Origin of the sequence: Alteromonas algae, assembly GCF_049117195.1 — a bacterium.
Classification (GTDB): Bacteria; Pseudomonadota; Gammaproteobacteria; order Enterobacterales; family Alteromonadaceae; genus Alteromonas.
In genome coordinates this window covers 1,956,754-1,974,961 of record NZ_CP185260.1, presented here as the reverse complement: position 1 = coordinate 1,974,961, position 18,208 = coordinate 1,956,754, and the positions used below count along the sequence as shown (strand labels likewise).

Sequence of the window (18,208 nt, the reverse complement as noted above, 5' to 3'; positions counted from 1 at the left end):
CATTTGGATATCTGTGCTTAGTTATCAACATGCATTTCATGCGGGCAATCACGCCGACGTTATAAAACATCTTACTTGGTTAGGTGTTATTCATTGTTTAAAACGAAAGAACAAACCTTTTACACTGTATGACACCCACAGCGGTGCAGGGGTGTATAACCTCAATGAAGACGAGGCTAGTAAAAACAAAGAATACGAGAGCGGCATAAGTAAGTTAGCTGATCTATCTCCCCAGTCACCCTTATTGACGCATTATCTATCGTTGTGTGCGTCTTACCGTTCCCATAACAGCTACCCTGGCTCGCCAGCGTTAAGTGCTGCTGAGCTACGAGACGGTGACACATTACATGCGATGGAACTACATCCTGCAGAGTACGGCAAATTAGCGTCATCGATAAAACGTATATCGTCACATGCTACCCATTGTCACCACAGAGACGGTTATGAAGGATTAAAGGCACTGACTCCTCCTAAGCCGAATAGAGGAGCGGTGTTAATAGACCCACCTTACGAACGTTTAGAAGAATATAACGATGTTACGAACGCAGTAACGATGTTGCTAAATCGATGGCAACAAGCACACATCGTTATTTGGTATCCGTTATTGTCTGAGCGAGCAGCAAAAAAATCGGGTGCCAGTGAAGCCATGGTGTCACAGCTCGCGGCATTGAACAGGCCTTGTTTTACTGTTGAAGTCCGCGTTGAGGATAATACCCATGATGCCGGTATGTATGGTTCAGGCGTTGTCGTTATCAACCCACCTTGGCAGTTGGACAGTATTGTAGAAACAGCAATTGACGAAGTGGTTGCTACGCTTGGTCAACATGTGTCAAGCGAGATTGTTTGGCACAATGAAGACACCTAATTATGTCGCAGCTTAATGCTCTTAAACATTTTTATATCCCTGATGAGCAATCTATCTACTTATTGTCGCATGCCGACGCTAAGAAGCTTAAAGATTGGGTTCACCTTTGTACCGAACAGCTCAGAGGCTTGGGGTATAGTAATGTAGAGTTACTCGGAAAAGGGGCGTTCGGCTTCGCGTTTGCTGGTATCTCGCAGCAAGGCATAGAGCACGTGTTCAAGTTTTCACGTATTAACCTTCCCCAGCATGTGCAAGACCGATTAGAAGAGGAAGCGTTTATGCTTTCTCATGTTAAACATAAATACGTTCCCGCGCTTATTGCTTATCAGCAAGTTGGTAAGCAGTCTATTTTGGTGATGGAGCGAGCCCCTGGAGATGATCTGGAAAAGGTGAGTCTGAGATACGGCCCATTATCACCCAGAATTATCGTTAAACTTGCCGTTCAATTGGGCGAGTTGCTCTTATCATTTCGTCAATTTAAACAAAATGGCGAGCAAAAACCATTAGTCCATGGCGATATTAAACCATCTAATATTGTGTGGAATGAGAGTGAAGAATTAATAGGCCTGATAGACTGGGGCTCATCGGTGTTCGCACAAACCGACGCTGATGGCCATTATGTCGGCAATAATGTGATGGATTTAATGTCCGGAGAGCTTCACCAAACCAACGCGAGGTTGGGAGACGTCTATTTTATAGGGCATGATCAGCTTAATGGGGCGCTATCTTCCCCTCGATTTGACGAGCAAGGGTTAGCGAGCACGCTGTATGCGTTAGCGTCAGGCCAATCTAGCCGCTACGGTCATAACGTTATTCGTCCGTCTTCTCTTGGTTTACCTAAGATGTTGTCTAGCATTCTTACTTACATGCTCAGCGATGAGGATAAAGAGCGAAGAGAAGGTGGAGATTACTTTTTTAATCATCTTCATGTATTAAAAAATATGGTGTTTATCGATGATGCTCTCCCCGCAATCACGCCTTTTATACCCACCTGGGTAAGCAGTACTAACGCCGATATTGAAACCGTGGTATACAGTTCTCGTAAGTCGTATTTACGCCAGCAGTCAGCACTTGAAGTCGACGCCTTACGCTACATAGATGACGCACAGTTTGACCGATACTACAAAAATTATCTTCAGGGAATGGGCGATACTGAAAAAGCGTTCATATCAGCGATTAGTCGGTTAGGCCGCTACCCCGTTGTGGGCGGTGTTGCGGTAAGATGGGAACCCGAAGGCATCTATGTTGATTCAAGTCTAAATTTGTACGATGAAACACTCAAACATGCGTTTGACCACGCGGTGAATAATGTTATTCATTTAGCCCGAGCAATCCATAAACCTGGCGTATTTAAGTGCTGTATGTTTAATGCAAAAAATACACTGCATATAGAACGTGATAATGAAGCATCGCCATTTGTGCCCACAGAAGATTGCATTATTCCATTTGAATTATCTAAAGCACCAATTGTAAAAGACGAAACGCGCACGCATTCGTATTTCGAAGATGGCGACGATCCCGATGAACTGTTAGAGCTTCCTGACGAGATTATGGTTATTTTAACAAAATTGAATGCCATTCATCATACTGGGTGTATTATATTCGAAGCATTACCAACCCATTTAAAAGTACATAGTTACTATACGCTTCTAGACCATGAACAGGACAGTGTGTTTAACGCGCTTTTAGCTTCTCTTGTAGACAATATTCCCGCAATTAACGGGATAGGCATTTCGGGATTCATGAAACTGCCCTATAAAGATACCCGCTTCTTTGAGCACCGAGCACACTTACCTGAGAAGTACTACCCACGAAACCCCAAAGCAGAAATAGAGAATAATAATCATGTCTGATGATGTACAACTCACATCACTCTTTAAATTGGAGACTATTGAGTCTGAACTTTACCGAGGCCAGAGCTGGGATTTAGGCTTTAGAGCATTGTTTGGCGGACAAGTGCTTGGGCAAGCCTTAGCCGCTGCTTATGAAACGGTTGATGCCGATAGAGTAGCGCATTCATTTCATACTTATTTCTTACTGCCTGGCGATGCAAAAAAGCCCGTCGTTTATGACGTAGAGCGTGTAAGAGATGGAAGAAGTTTCTCTGCTAGAAGAGTGAAAGCGATCCAAGGCGGTAAAAACATTTTTTACATGACGGCGTCGTTTCAGGTTCCCCAAGAGGGAATGCATCACCAGCAAGCTGACATGCCTATTGTCCCTCCGCCAGAAGACGTTCAGTCTGATATCGAATTTTACGAGGCAAACTTTAATAAGATAGCGCAGCCAATGCGAGAAGCATTGAGTTACCATAAGCCCGTCGATATAAGAACTGTTGAAGCAGCAAACTCCTACCAACCGGTTAAAAGGCCGCCTACACGGTATATATGGATGCGTGCCAGAGACAATTTGACGTCATCAATAGCGATGCATCAAGCCGCACTTGCCTACGCATCAGATTACCACTTTTTAAGTACGTCACTGCAGCCTCACGGTATTGCCGTTACGGATAAGTCTCTTCGTATCGCCACTATCGACCATGCGATGTGGTTTCATCGCCCCGTTAATTTTAACGAGTGGTTACTGTATGCGATGGAGAGCCCATTTAGCGGGGGGGCTCGGGGCATCGTGAAAGGACAAATATTTACTCAAGATGGCGAACTGATAGCGTCAACGATGCAAGAAGGCCTTATGCGGCAAGTAAGCGAATAAAAAGGAACTGGATCATGAAATATACATTAGGAACGTTAGTCCCAAACATAGATAACACAGGATTTATTGCACCTGGCGCGCACGTCATTGGTAATGTCAACATGGACGCCTATTCTAGTGTCTGGTTTAACGCCGTGATACGCGGCGATATGGACTGTATCACGATTGGTCCATCGACTAATGTTCAAGACGGCAGTGTGCTGCACACTGACAAGGGTATTCCGCTGACACTCGGCGAGGGCGTAACCATAGGCCATAAAGTGATGTTGCATGGCTGCACAATTGGCGATTACTCGCTTGTTGGCATTAATGCAGTTGTACTTAACGGTGCCAAAATAGGTAAGTTTTGCATCATTGGAGCTAATGCGCTCATTACGGAGAATATGGTTATACCAGATTACAGTTTAGTGGTAGGTTCGCCAGGCAAAGTCGTGAAAACATTTGCACCTGAACACGTTGAAAGTAAATTAAAAGCATCGGCAACGCATTATAAAGACAACGCTGAACACTATAAGCGTGCATTGCAAGAGGCATAAAAGTATCGCGGCCTATTCAGCAAGCTATACCTAAAAGCCTAAATCATGCACCGTTACCCCAATAAAAATAGCCCAGAACAAACGTTCCGGGCCTAGGGGAATGGCTCATTAATGAGCCGTGCGCTAACTCTTACAAGGGAGAATTTCATCTAAACAAATCTGTCTAGTGAATTTAGTATAGTCCACACTTGTTTATTTTATAAACATTTTTTTTTGAAAGTTATATTGCAAAGAGAATGATAGGGATCTTTTCGCTAAACTCAAAGAAAAATCAACAAGTTGAAAAAACCTTCCTGTTTTAAAATTTTTAACGTCGTTTAAATCCTACCATGCTCCAGTTTAGCTAAATTTTATGTGAATGTGCTGTCGCAACAGTATTCATTGTATTTATATTCACAACAGGCGGTTGTTTCCTCGTCGCATCACTGTGAGAATGACAATACCCTATTAAACAATGGACTTATCATGAAATCGCTATCTACATTCTTACCGCCCGAGCGCACCTTAATGGGGCCGGGTCCATCTGATGTTAGTCCTCGCGTGCTCAACGCGATTGCTCGTCCAACGCTTGGTCATCTTGATCCGTTATTCATCGAGCTAATGGATGAGACAAAAGCGCTCCTTCAGTATGCTTTCAAAACCGAGAACGCGCTTACAATGCCTATCTCAGCGCCAGGTTCAGCAGGCATGGAAGCATGTTTTGTGAACTTAATTGAGCCGGGCGACAAAGTACTTGTGTGTATTAATGGCGTGTTTGGAACCCGCATGCTAGAGAATGTTGAGCGCTGTGGTGGTGTACCCATTACCATTAACAATGAGTGGGGTACGCAAACCGACGTAAACGCTGTAGAAGACGCGCTGAAAGAAAATAGCGACATAAAAATAGTGGCATTTGTTCATGCTGAAACGTCTACTGGTGTAAGAAATGACGCAAAGGTATTGTGCCAACTTGCTCAAAAATATGACTGTCTCACTATTGTTGATGCCGTTACTTCGTCAGGCGGTGTTGAACTGTGCGTTGATGAGTGGGGGATAGATGCAATCTACTCAGGCTCTCAAAAGTGTTTAAGCTGCGTGCCAGGTATTTCACCGGTTTCATTTAGTGAAAAAGCCGTTCATGTTATTCAAAATCGAAAAACCAAAGTACAAAGCTGGTTTCTAGATATGAACCTTATTGTGGGTTACTGGGGGAAAGGAGCAAAACGTGCTTATCATCATACCGCCCCGGTAAACAGTATGTACGCGATGTACGAATCTTTGCTTATGTTGCGTGAAGAAGGGCTTGAGAATGCGTGGAAGCGACACGCGACAGGCCATGAAAGCTTGGCCTCTGGCCTTGCATCGCTTGGTCTTGAACTTACGGTTGATAAATCTTTCCGTCTCCCACAACTTAATGTGGTAAAAATTCCGGATGGGGTAAGCGATACCGATGTACGATCAACACTGTTGCATGACTACAACTTAGAAATAGGCGCAGGGTTAGGCGCGCACGCTGGAAAAGTGTGGCGAATTGGCTTAATGGGGTATGCATGCAAGCCGCGTAATATTGACCACTGTATTGCATCGTTAAAAGCTGTACTGTCCTGATGTAAACTGAAATTTCATAAAATAAAAATGAGCCAATAAGGCTCATTTTTTGTTTAAACGCTTTATAACTGCATTTAAGCGTTTATTTGCATGACGCAATGCATAGATGCTTTAGCATAGTGTCAACGCTGCGTGTTGTTTTATTTTGTTCATACTTTATTCATACGCACAACGTTAAGCTACACTGACTATCATTGTAAAAAGGAAGCTATTATGCGCTCAACGTGGTTAACAATTATTTCATTACTACTCGTCACTTCGACGGCGAGCTTTTCTGCGTTATCACAGCACAGCAGTCAAATAAATGTACAAGGTGTGGGAGCTATCTCGGTGGTGCCAAATGCATACTCAGTGACGTTTGTTGTCGAACAGCATGGCGCGACGGTAAGTAAACTAAATACGGTACTACAAAGCGACTTACGCAGTATTGTGAGCTTTCTTCTTGAGCAAGGGCTTGCAGAAGATGATATTCAGTCTATGCAGGTAAGGTTAACCCCGCGTTATGTAAACACGCCGGAAGGGCGAAAACAGCAAGGTTTTTCGCTAAGTCGTGAGATTGCTATCACCGACAAAAATATTGATAACTATGACCAAGTAATAGACGGCGTTTTAAAAAGGGGAGTTGAACGAATACAACAATTCTCATTTATTAACATTTCTAATACCGATAGTTATGAAAAAGCGCTGATTGCAGCGGTTAAAAACGCGAAGCAGCGTGCAAGTATTCTTGCAAAAGAATTAGGCGTTGAAATTGGCGAAGTGGTTGCAATATCTGAATCTGGTGGCAATATGCCGATTCCGGTTATGCGAGCTGAAGCGTTTTCAAAAGATATGTCGATGTCTTTACCCGGTACGGAGACCGTAGAGGCTCGTGTAAATGTAAGTTTTAATATTAAACAATAGTAAGGCGACCGCTTGAAAGAACAACTGTATGCTCGACTAGCGGCACAGGCTGATAGCCTGATGTCTGGCGAGCATGACTTAATTGCGAATATGGCAAACGTAAGTGCACTTCTGTTTAACCACCTCGACGAGGTTAATTGGGCAGGGTTTTACCTGTTCAAGGAAGACCAGTTAGTGCTTGGCCCGTTTCAAGGACAGCCAGCATGTATTCGAATTCCTATGGGAAAAGGCGTATGCGGCACGGCAGCAGCGACAAGACACGTTCAACGCGTTGCTGATGTTCATGCATTTGATGGGCATATCGCTTGTGACGCTGCTTCTAACTCAGAGATTGTGGTGCCTATCATTGTAAATGGTGATTTAGTGGGCGTTTTGGATATAGACAGCCCCGTCTTTTCTCGTTTCGATGAGGAAGATGAAAAAGGAATTACCGAAATCGCTAATTTATTGGTAAAATCACAGACGACATTATGAAATCAAACGTAGATATTCATGTCGTACTTTCTACTTTCGAAGATATGGAAGACTTCCATGACGATCCGGATGAGGCATCTGAGCGTTTAAATTTCATTTTACACGCTATATTCGATGCTGCTGATGAAGATATAGAAACGTCACGCCTTGAACAAATATTACACCACGCTTGGGAATCTTGGCAGCAAGACGCTCATTTATTAGAAATAGAGGACGATGAATTACTCGATTGGGTTGACCACGCGCTGGCAACTTGGGATGATGAGAGTAACGAAGAATCTCCTGAATAATTTAGAAAGTTAAATGGAATCACCAGAGAAGTTTACCAATAGCAAGGAAGTAATAGCTTTCCTTGCAGAGACATTCCCGAAATGCTTTAGCATTGAAGGCGAAGCCCGTCCACTTAAGATAGGCATATTTCAAGACCTAGCCGAAAGGCTTGATAACGACGAACGCGTGAGCAAAACGTTGTTAAGGTCAACGTTGCGCCATTACACTAACAGTTGGCGTTACCTTTACAGTGTTAAAGAAGGCGCTAAACGCGTTGACTTAGACGGTGTTGAGGGTGATGCAATTGAAAAAGATCATGCGGACCATGCTCAAGCTCAGTTAGAAGAGAGCAAAGCAAAAGCGGCAGAAAAGCGTAAGGCGAAGCAAGCGCTACAGCCTAAGCGTAAAGAAAAACGCCAATTTACGCGTCCAAAAGGCGAAAAGTCTACTCAATCGGCACCTTCTGCTAACAAGCAGGGAACTAAACCGAAAACAGAGAGACCAATAAAGACACCACCTGAAAAATTGACTGACGCTGATCTTAAGCAAGGTACCTTAGTAACGGTTAAGGTAGGCAAAACGCCAATGCCAGCGGTTATTACTGAAGTTGCCAAAGACGGTATTCATGTCCAAGTTGACTCAGGTATGGTGGTAAAAGTACAAGCAGACGCTTTACGTTTGGCACGCTCCAAGAGGTCGTAAATATATGAAAGATATCCTTCGAATTTCAATCGCTAGTGCATTTCTTACGGTAGGGGTGGGCGCAAGCGCCGTTACCACAACCCCTGATGTAGAATCGCTTCCTGTTCTTCAACAAGAATCTCAACACAGTGTTGCTGCAAAGCGAGTTAGTGCACTCTTTACCCGAGCGCATTATCAAGAAATTTCGTTGGACGATATACTTTCCGCCCGCATTTACCAACGCTTCATCGAGTCATTGGACCACAACAAACAAGTTATGTTGTTGTCTGATGTCGTTGCGTTCGAACCGTATCGAACGCAATTTGACGAGGCGTTGCGTAAAGGCAACTTGTCTATCGCATATGATATGTACAATGTGAGTGCACAGCGCCGAATTGAACGTTATGAATTCGCGTTAGCGCTATTAGACAAAGGGCCTTTCGATTTTGAAAAAGCCGAAGATAAGTTTTTCTACGAGCGAGAAGACGCTGACTGGCCTCAATCCACCGCTGAACTAGATGAAATCTGGCGACAACGTGTTAAATACGACGCCCTTAATTTAGTGCTTGCAGATAAAACGTGGGAAGAAGCAAAGGAACTGTTAGAAAAACGCTACACGCGAGCCATAAAACGCACGAAGCAAACAAAGAGCGAAGATGTTTTCCAGACCGCGATGAACGCGTTCGCACGCACTATCGAGGCACATACTAGCTACCTATCTCCGCGTAACGCAGATCGATTCCAAATGGAAATGAACCTTTCCTTTGAAGGTATCGGTGCGGTGTTGCAGAGCGAAGATGATTACACCGTCATAAAGAGTGTTGTACCAGGCGGCCCGGCTGATGAATCTGGAGCAATAAAGCCTGAAGACAAAATTGTAGGTGTTGCGCAAGACGACGAAGAGTTTGTTGACGTTATAGGGTGGCGTTTGGATGAAGTTGTTGAATTAATTAAAGGCCCTAAAGGCAGTACCGTTCGACTTCAGGTAGAGAAGGGCGTCACTGATGCAAAATCTACCTCTATCGTTAGCCTGACACGAGATAAAATTAAGCTGGAAGACCGCGCTGCGCAGTCAGAAGTGTACACGCCTGAATCAGGCCCACACGCTAACCAGCCGCTAGGTGTTATAACAATACCAAGCTTTTATAATAATCTTCATGCCGATGTTGCGAAAGAAATCGACAGCCTAAAAGCACAAAACGTTAAGGGCATAATTGTTGATTTAAGAGGCAACGGCGGTGGCTCATTAACTGAAGCAACACTGCTTACTGGCTTGTTTATCGAAAAAGGCCCCGTTGTACAGATTCGTTATGGTCAGAGCAAAGTTAGCGTAAACCGTGATACAGATGGTAGTGTGGCGTACGATGGTCCACTAACAGTACTCGTTGATAGATACAGCGCGTCAGCATCAGAAATTTTCGCTGCTGCTATGCAAGATTATAACCGAGCCCTTATTGTTGGTGAACAAACGTTCGGTAAAGGTACGGTTCAGCAGCATAGAGGTTTAGGAAAGATATATGACCTTTATGATAACCCGTTGGGCAGTGTGCAATTCACTATCGCAAAATTCTATCGCATCAATGGTGGAAGCACACAACACAAAGGCGTAGTGCCTGATATACTATATCCTTCTGCTGTCGAGCCAGCCGAGTGGGGTGAAAGCCAAGCAGAAAACGCTTTGCCATGGGATAGTATAAACCGTGCTAATTACACCACATTTGCTGATGGAACGGCTGCACTCGACGTTCTCACGGCTAAGCATAATAAACGCATTATGCAAAACCCTGAATTTTCATATATTTATGAAGATATCGGTGAATATAAAAAGAACAAAGATAAAGAATATATATCGCTTGTAAAGTCTGAAAGAGAAGCCGAAAAAGCTGAGGCTGAAGCAAAATCGTTGTCACGTGCTAACGAACGTTTACAGCGCATGGGAATGGATGTTGTCGTATCACTGGATGATCTACCCGAAGATATGGAAGAATTAGACCCGTTTCTTGATGAAGCAGCGAATATTACGTTCGACATGATTGAAACTGGTCGATACGCGATAACAACAGAATAAAGTCAGTCTAAAAAGGGCTGGTCTTTGGCCAGCCCTTTTTTTGTGTCTGGCTATCCAAAACAACAATAATAAAGGGAAATAACATGGCTATCAGAGGCGAGTTTTCCTCTCGTATAGGGTTTGTACTGGCCGCCGCAGGCTCTGCAGTAGGGCTGGGTAACATATGGGGCTTTCCAACCAAAGTAGCAAGTAACGGTGGTGCAGCATTCGTTCTTGTTTACCTTCTACTCGCTTTTGTTCTCGCATACCCTGTTCTAATGGCTGAGTTAATCATCGGCCGACACTCCCGTTCTAATATGGTGGATGCGCTAGGCCGCATATCCGGTAATTTCGTCGGGCGTGCTGTAGGGTTATGGGGGTGCGTTACGGTATCGCTCATCTTAGCATTTTATGCAATTGTGGGCGGCTGGATGCTAGTTCATTTCGCCGATGCGGCGGTAAACCTTGTAGGAATGCAGGCTGCAAGTGATTGGTTGTTGACCTCATCGGTTACGCGTAACGTAATATTTTGCTTCTTTTTCATGGCGTTAACCGCTTTCATTGTAGTTGGTGGTGTTAAGTCAGGTATTGAAAAATGGTCTGTTCGTCTTATGCCCACCTTGGTATTGCTTATTATCGCGCTCATTATCTATGTCAGCATGCAGCCTGGAGCGAGCGAAGGGTGGAGCGCCTATCTTGTTCCTGACTTTACACGAGTACTTGACCCAGAGTTGTTAGTTAATGCGATGGGCCAAGCGTTTTTCTCCATGTCTTTGGGTGTTGGGACTATGCTCGTTTATGGCTCGTACCTTAGTAAAAGCGAAAACCTTCCTACTATTGGCGCATCTGTTGCGCTGGTAGATATCGGCGTTGCGGTTATTGCCGGTATGTTAATTATTCCAGCTATGTATGTAGCACTCAATAACGGTGTAGAAATTTTTACCCCTGAGGGCGCGCTCATTCAAGGTGACTCATTGATATTCAAAGTGCTTCCAGCGCTGTTTGACACCATTGGTAGCGTAGGTGTTTTTGTGGCGTTTACATTTTTTGCGCTCATGGCAATTGCCGCGGTAACGTCATCTATTTCCATGCTTGAGGTACCCGTTGCGTTTATGGTTGAAAGCAAAGGACTCAAGCGTGACAAAGCGGTATTATTGATGGCGACAATTATTTTCGGGTTAAGCTGCGCAATTATCACTAATTTTGATTTGTTGTTTGGCTTTGTTATCGCCCTAACTACTGAGTATAGTCAGCCCCTGCTTGGGCTTGTGCTGTGTATTTTTGCCGGTTGGGTGTGGCGTAGAGACTCTATTTTAACCGAACTCAAACAAGGTAATGAAGGCGCTGAACATGGTATTTTTTGGAAAATATGGCCATGGTATGTGAAATTTGTTTGCCCGGTAATTATTGCGCTTATGTTTTATCGCTCAGTTTTTTAACGTTTAGGTTTTTAAAATAATAATAATGACAAAAGAATTACGAACGCCCTCACTCTTAGATGCGCTAATACCGATTGTTTCGCTGATTGTAATGATGGGCGGCGCTGTATATTTATTTGATGACAACTCATCATATGGTCCTAATCAAATCGCGCTGCTGTTGGCGATGGGACTTGCAGCCATTATCGGCATGAAAAATGGATTCAGCTGGAAAACCATTGAAAAGGGTATTGTTGACGGTATTTCTATGTCGTTAGGTGCCTGCCTTATTTTGCTAGCGGTTGGGTCATTGATTGGCACATGGATGTTAGCTGGAACCGTTCCCACACTGATATATTATGGCCTAGAGTTACTCAATCCGTCTTTTTTCTATGCGGCTACGTGTGTTATTTGTGCGGTTGTCGCAATGAGCATTGGTAGTTCATGGACGACAGCGGCAACCGTTGGTGTTGCGTTAATGGGCGTGTCAGCGGGCATGGAAATGTCTGCAGCCATAACGGCGGGGGCAGTGGTCTCAGGCGCGTATTTCGGCGATAAAATTTCTCCCCTTTCTGAAACGACCAATTTAGCACCGGCGGTGGCGGGTACCGATTTGTTTGAACACATCCGTTACATGCTGTGGACGACCATCCCAAGTTTTATTATTGCTATCGTATTATTCGTTATTTTAGGGTTTAGCGAAGTCGGTGATGCTAAAGCAGATCGTATTGAACAAATGCAATCGTTGCTCGACACATCGTTTAACCTTGGCTGGCATCTTCTTATACCTCTTGCCGTACTGTTAACGCTCGCGATAAAGAAAATGCCTGCATTTCCTGCTGTTTTTATCGGCGCGCTACTCGGTGGCGTGTGGGCTGTGTTGTTTCAATGGGATGTGGTGTCATCACTTGCGTCAACGCAAGACAGTGAGAACATTGGTGTGTTAAAAGTAGTATGGACGGCGCTTTTTGACGGCGTCAGTTTTTCTACACCGGATGAAACACTTAATAGTTTACTGTCTAGAGGCGGTATGTCGTCGATGCTTAACACGATATGGCTAATTATTTGTGCAATGTCTTTTGGCGCGGTTCTTGACCGCGTTGGCTTATTAAAGCGTGCGGTGTCGACCATATTGATGGGCGCGAAGTCAGCCGGTGATATGGTGAGCAGAACAATACTTACATGTATCGGTACCAATTTAGTAACGGCTGACCAGTACATTTCAATTGTTATGCCGGGACGCATGTTTAAAGAAGAATTTAAAAAGCGCAATTTGCACCAACTAAACCTTTCTCGCAGTTTAGAAGATGGTGGCACGCTAACCTCTCCATTAATCCCTTGGAATACATGCGGTGCGTATATGCACGGTGTATTATTAGTGAATCCATTTGATTATATTTTCTATGCATTTTTCAATGTAATCAATCCAATCCTGGCCGTTATATATGCATACTTTGGCATAAAAATACTTCGTCTTACTCCACCTGATGTGGTGTTGCCAAGAGAAGAACGCCAATAGGTAGTGCATAGGTTTTCTCTTAGGAGTGACTATGTCATCAGTTCATATCAAGCGCAGGGCTGATTATCAGCCCCCTGCGTTTACTATCAAAACCGTCAACCTTACCGTTACACTTCACCCTACGGCTACCCGTGTTGTCAGTCGGCTAGAAATAGAAAGAGTAGGGAGTCATACCCAGCCTTTAATTCTAGATGGGCATAAGCTCTCCCTTTGTGCATTAACAATAGATGATGTTGCTTTCGAAGATTTCCATGTAACTGACGATACACTGACGGTGAACACCGAACGTTCAACGTTTGTGTTAGAAACCGAATGCGTAATAGACCCTCAGAACAATAAAGCGTTGGAGGGGCTTTATCTCGCCAATAACGCTTACTGTACCCAATGTGAAGCGGAAGGCTTCCGTCGTATTACTTACTTTTTAGACAGGCCTGACGTGCTGTCGGTTTATACGGTAAAAGTTATCGGCAACGCAAACACGCCACAGTTGCTATCCAACGGCAATCCAATTGATAAAGGCACAACGTCAGACAGCAGACCGTTTGTGGTATGGCACGACCCTCATCCCAAACCCTGTTATTTATTTGCTTTAGTGGCAGGTGATTTTGACGTTATTACAGATAGCTACATTACTGCTAGCAATAAGCCAGTGGCATTAGAGTTGTATGTCGATAAGGGCAAAAAGCAACAAGGTGTTTTTGCACTTTCGTCGTTAAAACGTGCAATGAAATGGGACGAAGACGTTTTTGGCCTAGAATACGATTTAGACATTTACATGATTGTCGCCGTTGATTTCTTCAACATGGGCGCAATGGAAAATAAAGGTCTCAATGTGTTTAATTCAAAGTTTGTACTTGCCGAGCAAACGTCAGCGACTGATGATGATTTCTTCAATGTAGAAGCGGTGATTGCACACGAGTATTTCCATAACTGGACAGGAAATCGCGTAACATGCCGTGACTGGTTTCAGTTAAGTTTAAAAGAAGGGCTTACCGTATTTAGGGATCAGCAGTTTAGTGCCGATATGACATCAGAGCTTAGTAATCGCATCAAACACGTAAGAGTGATGCGAGAACATCAGTTTGCGGAAGATGCCAGCGCGATGAGCCACCCTATAAGACCTGATGAAGTCATTGAAATGAATAATTTCTATACCGTAACCGTCTACGATAAAGGGGCTGAAGTGATTCGTATGCTGCATACCCTGATGGGGCCGAACAAATTCAGGCAGGGCATGGATGAATATTTTAAGCGGCATGACGGGCAAGCTGTAACGTGCGACGACTTCGTCGCGGCAATGCAGTCAGCTACTTCATTAGACCTGGCACACTTTTCTCGCTGGTACAGTCAATCTGGTACACCGGTAATTACCGTCAGCCATCACCTAGATGAACAAAGTACTCATTATGTTCATGTATTCAAAATAACGCAGAATACCCCTGCGACGGCAGATCAAAAAGAAAAAGAGGCGCTGTATATCCCCATTGCTGTGGAATTAATTGACCGTGAGGGCAATCACTATGATGACGATGACGGTCTCATTAAAAATGGTGTACTTATACTAGATGATAGCGAGCAAACTGTAACCGTTACCGCCAAACAGAAACATCTTATCCCTGTCGTTTTAGGTAACTTTTCTGCCCCCGTTAAGGTCGTCAACGCGCAATCTACATTAGACCTGTTGACTATTTTCACCCATGCGAACGATGCATTTAGTCGCTGGGACGCCCTACAATCTCTCTATGACCGCTGTATTGGTGCTTTCGAGCAGGATAAAAATGCAGCCATTAGTGAAGACATCTGGACAGGCCTTCATGATGCGATTATGGACAACGCGGATAATCATGAATTGCTGGGAGAATGTTTGGTTATTCCTTCTTTCGAGACACTTTGTCAGACACGAAGCGATATTGATGTGCAAGCGTTAGCGGTTGCCCGTGATACGTTTTGTCAGGCCTTTGCTACACGTTTGGAAGAGGCCTTAGCACACGTATACACCAACATAGCAACACGCGCCTATGTTTACCAACAAGCAGACGTTAATGCACGTCGTTGTAAAAATGTTGTGCTAGCACATTTATCTCGTCTACCCGCGTTTGCTGATGCTGCCAAGGCGCAATTTGCATCGGCAGATAACATGACCGATACGCTGGGGGCATTGCGTGCGGCGCAACATTGTTCAAGCGAAACATTTACTACGTTGATGGAACAGTTTGAAGACGCATGGAAACACGATGGACTGGTATTGGACAAATGGTTTGCACTTCATGCCACTCAGCCTGATGAAAATATCCTGTCTACCATTACGATGTTAAGTGAGCACCCTCAATTTAGTGACGATAACCCTAACAGAGTACGTGCTTTGATCGGTAGCTTTGCATTTTATAACAGTGAACGTTTTCATGCAGAGGACGGCAGCGGTTACAAGTTTGTGGCCGACTACCTCTTAACGCTTGATGCAATAAACCCTCAAGTTGCTGCTCGAATTGTTACGCCGCTTACCCAATGGCACCAGTTCAGCGTAAAGCATCGTGAAAAAATGAAAACGCAGCTTAGCCGTTTGTTAAATCATAAAGGGTTAAGTAAAGATGTGTTTGAAAAAGTAAGCAAAAGTCTTGCTTATGACGCTAGTGCATAACGCTGATATTATTTACTATTTTAGTATAAGTGTGCCTTACACTGAGTGTGAGGCACTTTACTCTGGTGCCATACCAAACGTGGTGATGCTTGCAGAAAACGGTATTCGCGTTCAAGTACCTGCCAACAGATTGAGACAATTTGTTAACAGCGACGGGGTAAAAGGGCGATTTCGAATGGTGGTCGATGCCAAGCATAAAATTAAATCGTTTGAGCGCATATCGTAAAACATTTCGAAGGTTATTGGTTTTCTTTGCACCAAAAACAAGCAATTAACTTAATTTTTATACAAATAAACTTATATCCCGCATAAACACTTTTTATAGTGGTTACAAAACAATAACTATTTGATACAACTAATGTTGTAAATATTGTTAACTGGTAGGATTAGTTCTTGCGGTTCTGACAAAATGATGTAATCATTTTGTTAAATGGTATGGTTAGTTACGTCGTCACGCTATCTTACGCGTCGACTTGGGAGTATAAAAAAATGATAAACAGGCCTAGCGCTTTTAAGATGTCACCTGTTGCAGTAGGGGTACTTTCCCTCTTGGGTGCTGCAGCACTTCCTGCACACGCTGCAAACTGGCAAGTTGGTGATGTAAGTATTTCTCTTGATTCCACATTCACTGTAGCTACGAGTATTCGTACTGAAGATAGAGACTACAGCTTGATCGGAAACAGTAATCATCCGCAATTTGATTGGTCAGGCTATCATGCTGCGTTCAATCCACTTTATACAAGCAGCGACGTTTGGGCACAGGCTAACGGCGGTTACTCTACAAACGGTGATTTGGGTAATTTGGCACACGATCCAGGTGATGCATTTGCCACACAAGTTTCAGGTAACCATGAGCTAGACATTAATTTTGGTGATTATGGCTTTTTTGCTCGCGGTTTCTGGTTCTATGATTTTGAGCAATCAAATAATGACCGTCCTTATTCTAACCCTATAACAGGGCAAGCTTACGACCTGTGTCAGGATCCGGATTCCACAGATTTACTTTGCTCCGATATTCGTCTTTATGATGCATTTTTCTATGGTGACTGGTGGTTAGGCGAGAAACCGTTAACGGTTCGCGTCGGTCGTCAAGTGATTAGCTGGGGTGAAAGCACGTTCATTCAGCATGGTATTAATACAACCAACCCTGTAGACGTAACACGTGCTCGCGCACCGGGTGCTGAGCTTCGTGAAGTGTTCCTTCCCGTTGGAATGGTATACGCATCATTAGGCCTTACCGATACGTTAAGCATTTCAGGCTATTATCAGTATGAGTGGCAGCGCAGCTGGCTACCAGTTTCAGGTAGCTATTTTGCGGGTAACGACTTTGCTGGCGACGGCGGTCAACGTCAAAATATTCAATTAGGTTTCAGCGGTAACCCTGATATCGATTTGAATCACTTATTGACGGCCTTAAATGGCTATGGCGACTTACTTCGCGCTGGCGCAGACGCTGCGGATGTGTCTCAAGCTTATCTTGCATACCCTACCAAAGTAGCGATTCGTGGCTTTGGTGATGCGGCGCACAACGACGCTGATGACCAGGGTCAGTTTGGTTTACGTTTGACATGGTTTGCTGAAAATATTAATGAAACAGAATTCAGCTTCTATCACATCAACTACCATAGCCAACGTCCGTTAATTTCAGGTAAAACGTCTGACTTCACTGCCGCAGGTATCGGTGCTGATTTAGCATTCTTAGCTGGCAACGAAGTGACGCGCGACAACATTACTGAACTAGGTGCATTTACGCAGTCAGAGTTCTTCTATCCTGAAGACATCAAACTTTACGGCATGAGCTTCAATACCAATATTGGTACCACAGCGTTAGCAGGTGAATTCGCATACCGTGTTGATGAGCCATTGCAGTTAGATGACGTTGAATTACTTTATATGGGTATGCCTGAGCAGCTTGCAAACGCCGGACTTCGCCCCGATTTGGCAGGTATTTCTCAGTTAAACAATATCGGTAGAGCAGTGGGCCCTGGCGAGACGGCTGAAGGTTTCATCTTCTCTGATACTTGGCAAATGCAGTTTACTGCGTCTCACGTATTTGGTCCCAAATTTGGTGCTGACAACTTTGTGCTTCTTGGTGAAGTAGGGTACGTAAATATCGTTGATATGCCTGATCCAAACCTTATTCGTTTGAATGCACCAGGTACATCACGTACACCTTCACTTGAGCCTACCCCAACCGGTAACAATCGTGAAGGCTTACATCAGGCACTGTCTGATGGACCTGAGTTAAACCCATTTGCAACCGACGATGCGTGGGGTTATCGTCTACTTGCTGTTGCTGATTACAACAGTATTGCAGCAGGTGTTAACTTGAGAGCCCGTGCAACATTCTCTCATGATGTAGAGGGTACAACTCCCGATCCGTTATTCCTTTTCACCGAAGATGTTAAATCTGCGGCGCTATCGCTTACGTTTGATTACTTAAGTAAGTGGTCAGCAACAGCGTCTTACAGCGCCTTCTGGGGCGGTATTGGTACAACCAATGCGCTAGCAGACAGAGATTTCGTTTCATTTAACGTCAAGTATGCGATTTAAGAGTGGTA

Annotated in this window: 15 protein-coding genes; all 15 read left to right on the top strand. The window is 44.1% G+C overall.

Features of this window, described 5'->3' with window-relative positions:
• The first annotated feature begins 13 nt into the window (after nt 1-13).
• The 15 genes from ACOJRU_RS08955 (at nt 14) to ACOJRU_RS08885 (ending at nt 18,200) form a co-directional block, all read left to right on the top strand.
• A complete protein-coding gene (locus tag ACOJRU_RS08955; protein ID WP_421134670.1) occupies nt 14-865 on the top strand; it encodes a 23S rRNA (adenine(2030)-N(6))-methyltransferase RlmJ in 852 nt (283 codons plus the stop codon).
• Nucleotides 866-867: 2 nt separating this feature from the next.
• Nucleotides 868-2,718, top strand: coding sequence for a protein kinase domain-containing protein (locus ACOJRU_RS08950; protein ID WP_421134669.1), 1,851 nt, complete (start codon nt 868-870; stop codon nt 2,716-2,718).
• Entirely contained in the window at nt 2,711-3,574 is an 864-nt protein-coding gene (gene tesB / locus ACOJRU_RS08945; RefSeq protein WP_421134668.1) for an acyl-CoA thioesterase II, read from the top strand. The genes ACOJRU_RS08950 and tesB overlap by 8 nt, the downstream gene beginning before the upstream one ends.
• Before the next feature lie 14 nt (nt 3,575-3,588).
• Complete coding sequence (locus tag ACOJRU_RS08940) at nt 3,589-4,110, top strand: gamma carbonic anhydrase family protein (protein ID WP_421134667.1); 522 nt, start codon at nt 3,589-3,591, stop codon at nt 4,108-4,110.
• Between the two features lie 465 nt (nt 4,111-4,575).
• Nucleotides 4,576-5,697: a pyridoxal-phosphate-dependent aminotransferase family protein gene (locus tag ACOJRU_RS08935; protein WP_421134666.1), complete on the top strand. Its 1,122-nt coding sequence runs from the start codon at nt 4,576-4,578 to the stop codon at nt 5,695-5,697.
• Between the two features lie 213 nt (nt 5,698-5,910).
• A complete protein-coding gene (locus ACOJRU_RS08930; protein WP_421134665.1) occupies nt 5,911-6,600 on the top strand; it encodes an SIMPL domain-containing protein in 690 nt (229 codons plus the stop codon).
• Between the two features lie 12 nt (nt 6,601-6,612).
• Entirely contained in the window at nt 6,613-7,074 is a 462-nt protein-coding gene (locus ACOJRU_RS08925; protein ID WP_421134664.1) for a GAF domain-containing protein, read from the top strand.
• Entirely contained in the window at nt 7,071-7,364 is a 294-nt protein-coding gene (locus tag ACOJRU_RS08920; protein WP_421134663.1) for a hypothetical protein, read from the top strand. The genes ACOJRU_RS08925 and ACOJRU_RS08920 overlap by 4 nt, the downstream gene beginning before the upstream one ends.
• Nucleotides 7,365-7,377: 13 nt before the next feature.
• Nucleotides 7,378-8,046 carry an RNA chaperone ProQ gene (gene proQ / locus ACOJRU_RS08915; RefSeq protein WP_421134662.1) on the top strand — a complete coding sequence of 223 codons (669 nt, stop codon included), beginning with the start codon at nt 7,378-7,380 and terminating at the stop codon, nt 8,044-8,046.
• Nucleotides 8,047-8,050: 4 nt separating this feature from the next.
• Entirely contained in the window at nt 8,051-10,093 is a 2,043-nt protein-coding gene (gene prc, locus ACOJRU_RS08910; RefSeq protein WP_421134661.1) for a carboxy terminal-processing peptidase, read from the top strand.
• An 83-nt stretch (nt 10,094-10,176) separates the two neighbouring features.
• A complete protein-coding gene (locus ACOJRU_RS08905) occupies nt 10,177-11,511 on the top strand; it encodes a sodium-dependent transporter (RefSeq protein WP_421134660.1) in 1,335 nt (444 codons plus the stop codon).
• 25 nt (nt 11,512-11,536) lie between these two features.
• Nucleotides 11,537-13,009, top strand: coding sequence for a Na+/H+ antiporter NhaC (gene nhaC / locus ACOJRU_RS08900; protein WP_421134659.1), 1,473 nt, complete (start codon nt 11,537-11,539; stop codon nt 13,007-13,009).
• A gap of 31 nt (nt 13,010-13,040) precedes the next feature.
• Complete coding sequence (gene pepN, locus ACOJRU_RS08895; protein ID WP_421134658.1) at nt 13,041-15,647, top strand: aminopeptidase N; 2,607 nt, start codon at nt 13,041-13,043, stop codon at nt 15,645-15,647.
• The gene (locus ACOJRU_RS08890; RefSeq protein ID WP_421134657.1) at nt 15,631-15,873 is read left to right on the top strand and encodes a DUF2835 domain-containing protein; all 243 of its coding nucleotides are present in this window, start codon (nt 15,631-15,633) and stop codon (nt 15,871-15,873) included. Before pepN ends, ACOJRU_RS08890 begins: the two co-directional genes overlap by 17 nt.
• A 263-nt stretch (nt 15,874-16,136) precedes the next feature.
• Nucleotides 16,137-18,200, top strand: a complete 2,064-nt coding sequence (locus tag ACOJRU_RS08885) for a DUF1302 domain-containing protein (RefSeq protein WP_421134656.1) — start codon at nt 16,137-16,139, stop codon at nt 18,198-18,200.
• The last annotated feature ends 8 nt before the right edge of the window (nt 18,201-18,208 follow it).

Excerpts from the sequence above, each read along its gene's own strand:
- ACOJRU_RS08885 (WP_421134656.1), top strand. The coding sequence starts at position 16,137 with ATGATAAACAGGCCTAGCGCTTTTAAGATGTCACCTGTTGCAGTAGGG.
- proQ (WP_421134662.1), top strand. The coding sequence starts at position 7,378 with ATGGAATCACCAGAGAAGTTTACCAATAGCAAGGAAGTAATAGCTTTC.
- ACOJRU_RS08950 (WP_421134669.1), top strand. The coding sequence starts at position 868 with ATGTCGCAGCTTAATGCTCTTAAACATTTTTATATCCCTGATGAGCAA.
- ACOJRU_RS08905 (WP_421134660.1), top strand. The coding sequence starts at position 10,177 with ATGGCTATCAGAGGCGAGTTTTCCTCTCGTATAGGGTTTGTACTGGCC.
- ACOJRU_RS08920 (WP_421134663.1), top strand. The coding sequence starts at position 7,071 with ATGAAATCAAACGTAGATATTCATGTCGTACTTTCTACTTTCGAAGAT.
- ACOJRU_RS08930 (WP_421134665.1), top strand. The coding sequence starts at position 5,911 with ATGCGCTCAACGTGGTTAACAATTATTTCATTACTACTCGTCACTTCG.
- pepN (WP_421134658.1), top strand. The coding sequence starts at position 13,041 with ATGTCATCAGTTCATATCAAGCGCAGGGCTGATTATCAGCCCCCTGCG.
- nhaC (WP_421134659.1), top strand. The coding sequence starts at position 11,537 with ATGACAAAAGAATTACGAACGCCCTCACTCTTAGATGCGCTAATACCG.
- ACOJRU_RS08890 (WP_421134657.1), top strand. The coding sequence starts at position 15,631 with ATGACGCTAGTGCATAACGCTGATATTATTTACTATTTTAGTATAAGT.
- tesB (WP_421134668.1), top strand. The coding sequence starts at position 2,711 with ATGTCTGATGATGTACAACTCACATCACTCTTTAAATTGGAGACTATT.
- ACOJRU_RS08940 (WP_421134667.1), top strand. The coding sequence starts at position 3,589 with ATGAAATATACATTAGGAACGTTAGTCCCAAACATAGATAACACAGGA.
- ACOJRU_RS08935 (WP_421134666.1), top strand. The coding sequence starts at position 4,576 with ATGAAATCGCTATCTACATTCTTACCGCCCGAGCGCACCTTAATGGGG.
- prc (WP_421134661.1), top strand. The coding sequence starts at position 8,051 with ATGAAAGATATCCTTCGAATTTCAATCGCTAGTGCATTTCTTACGGTA.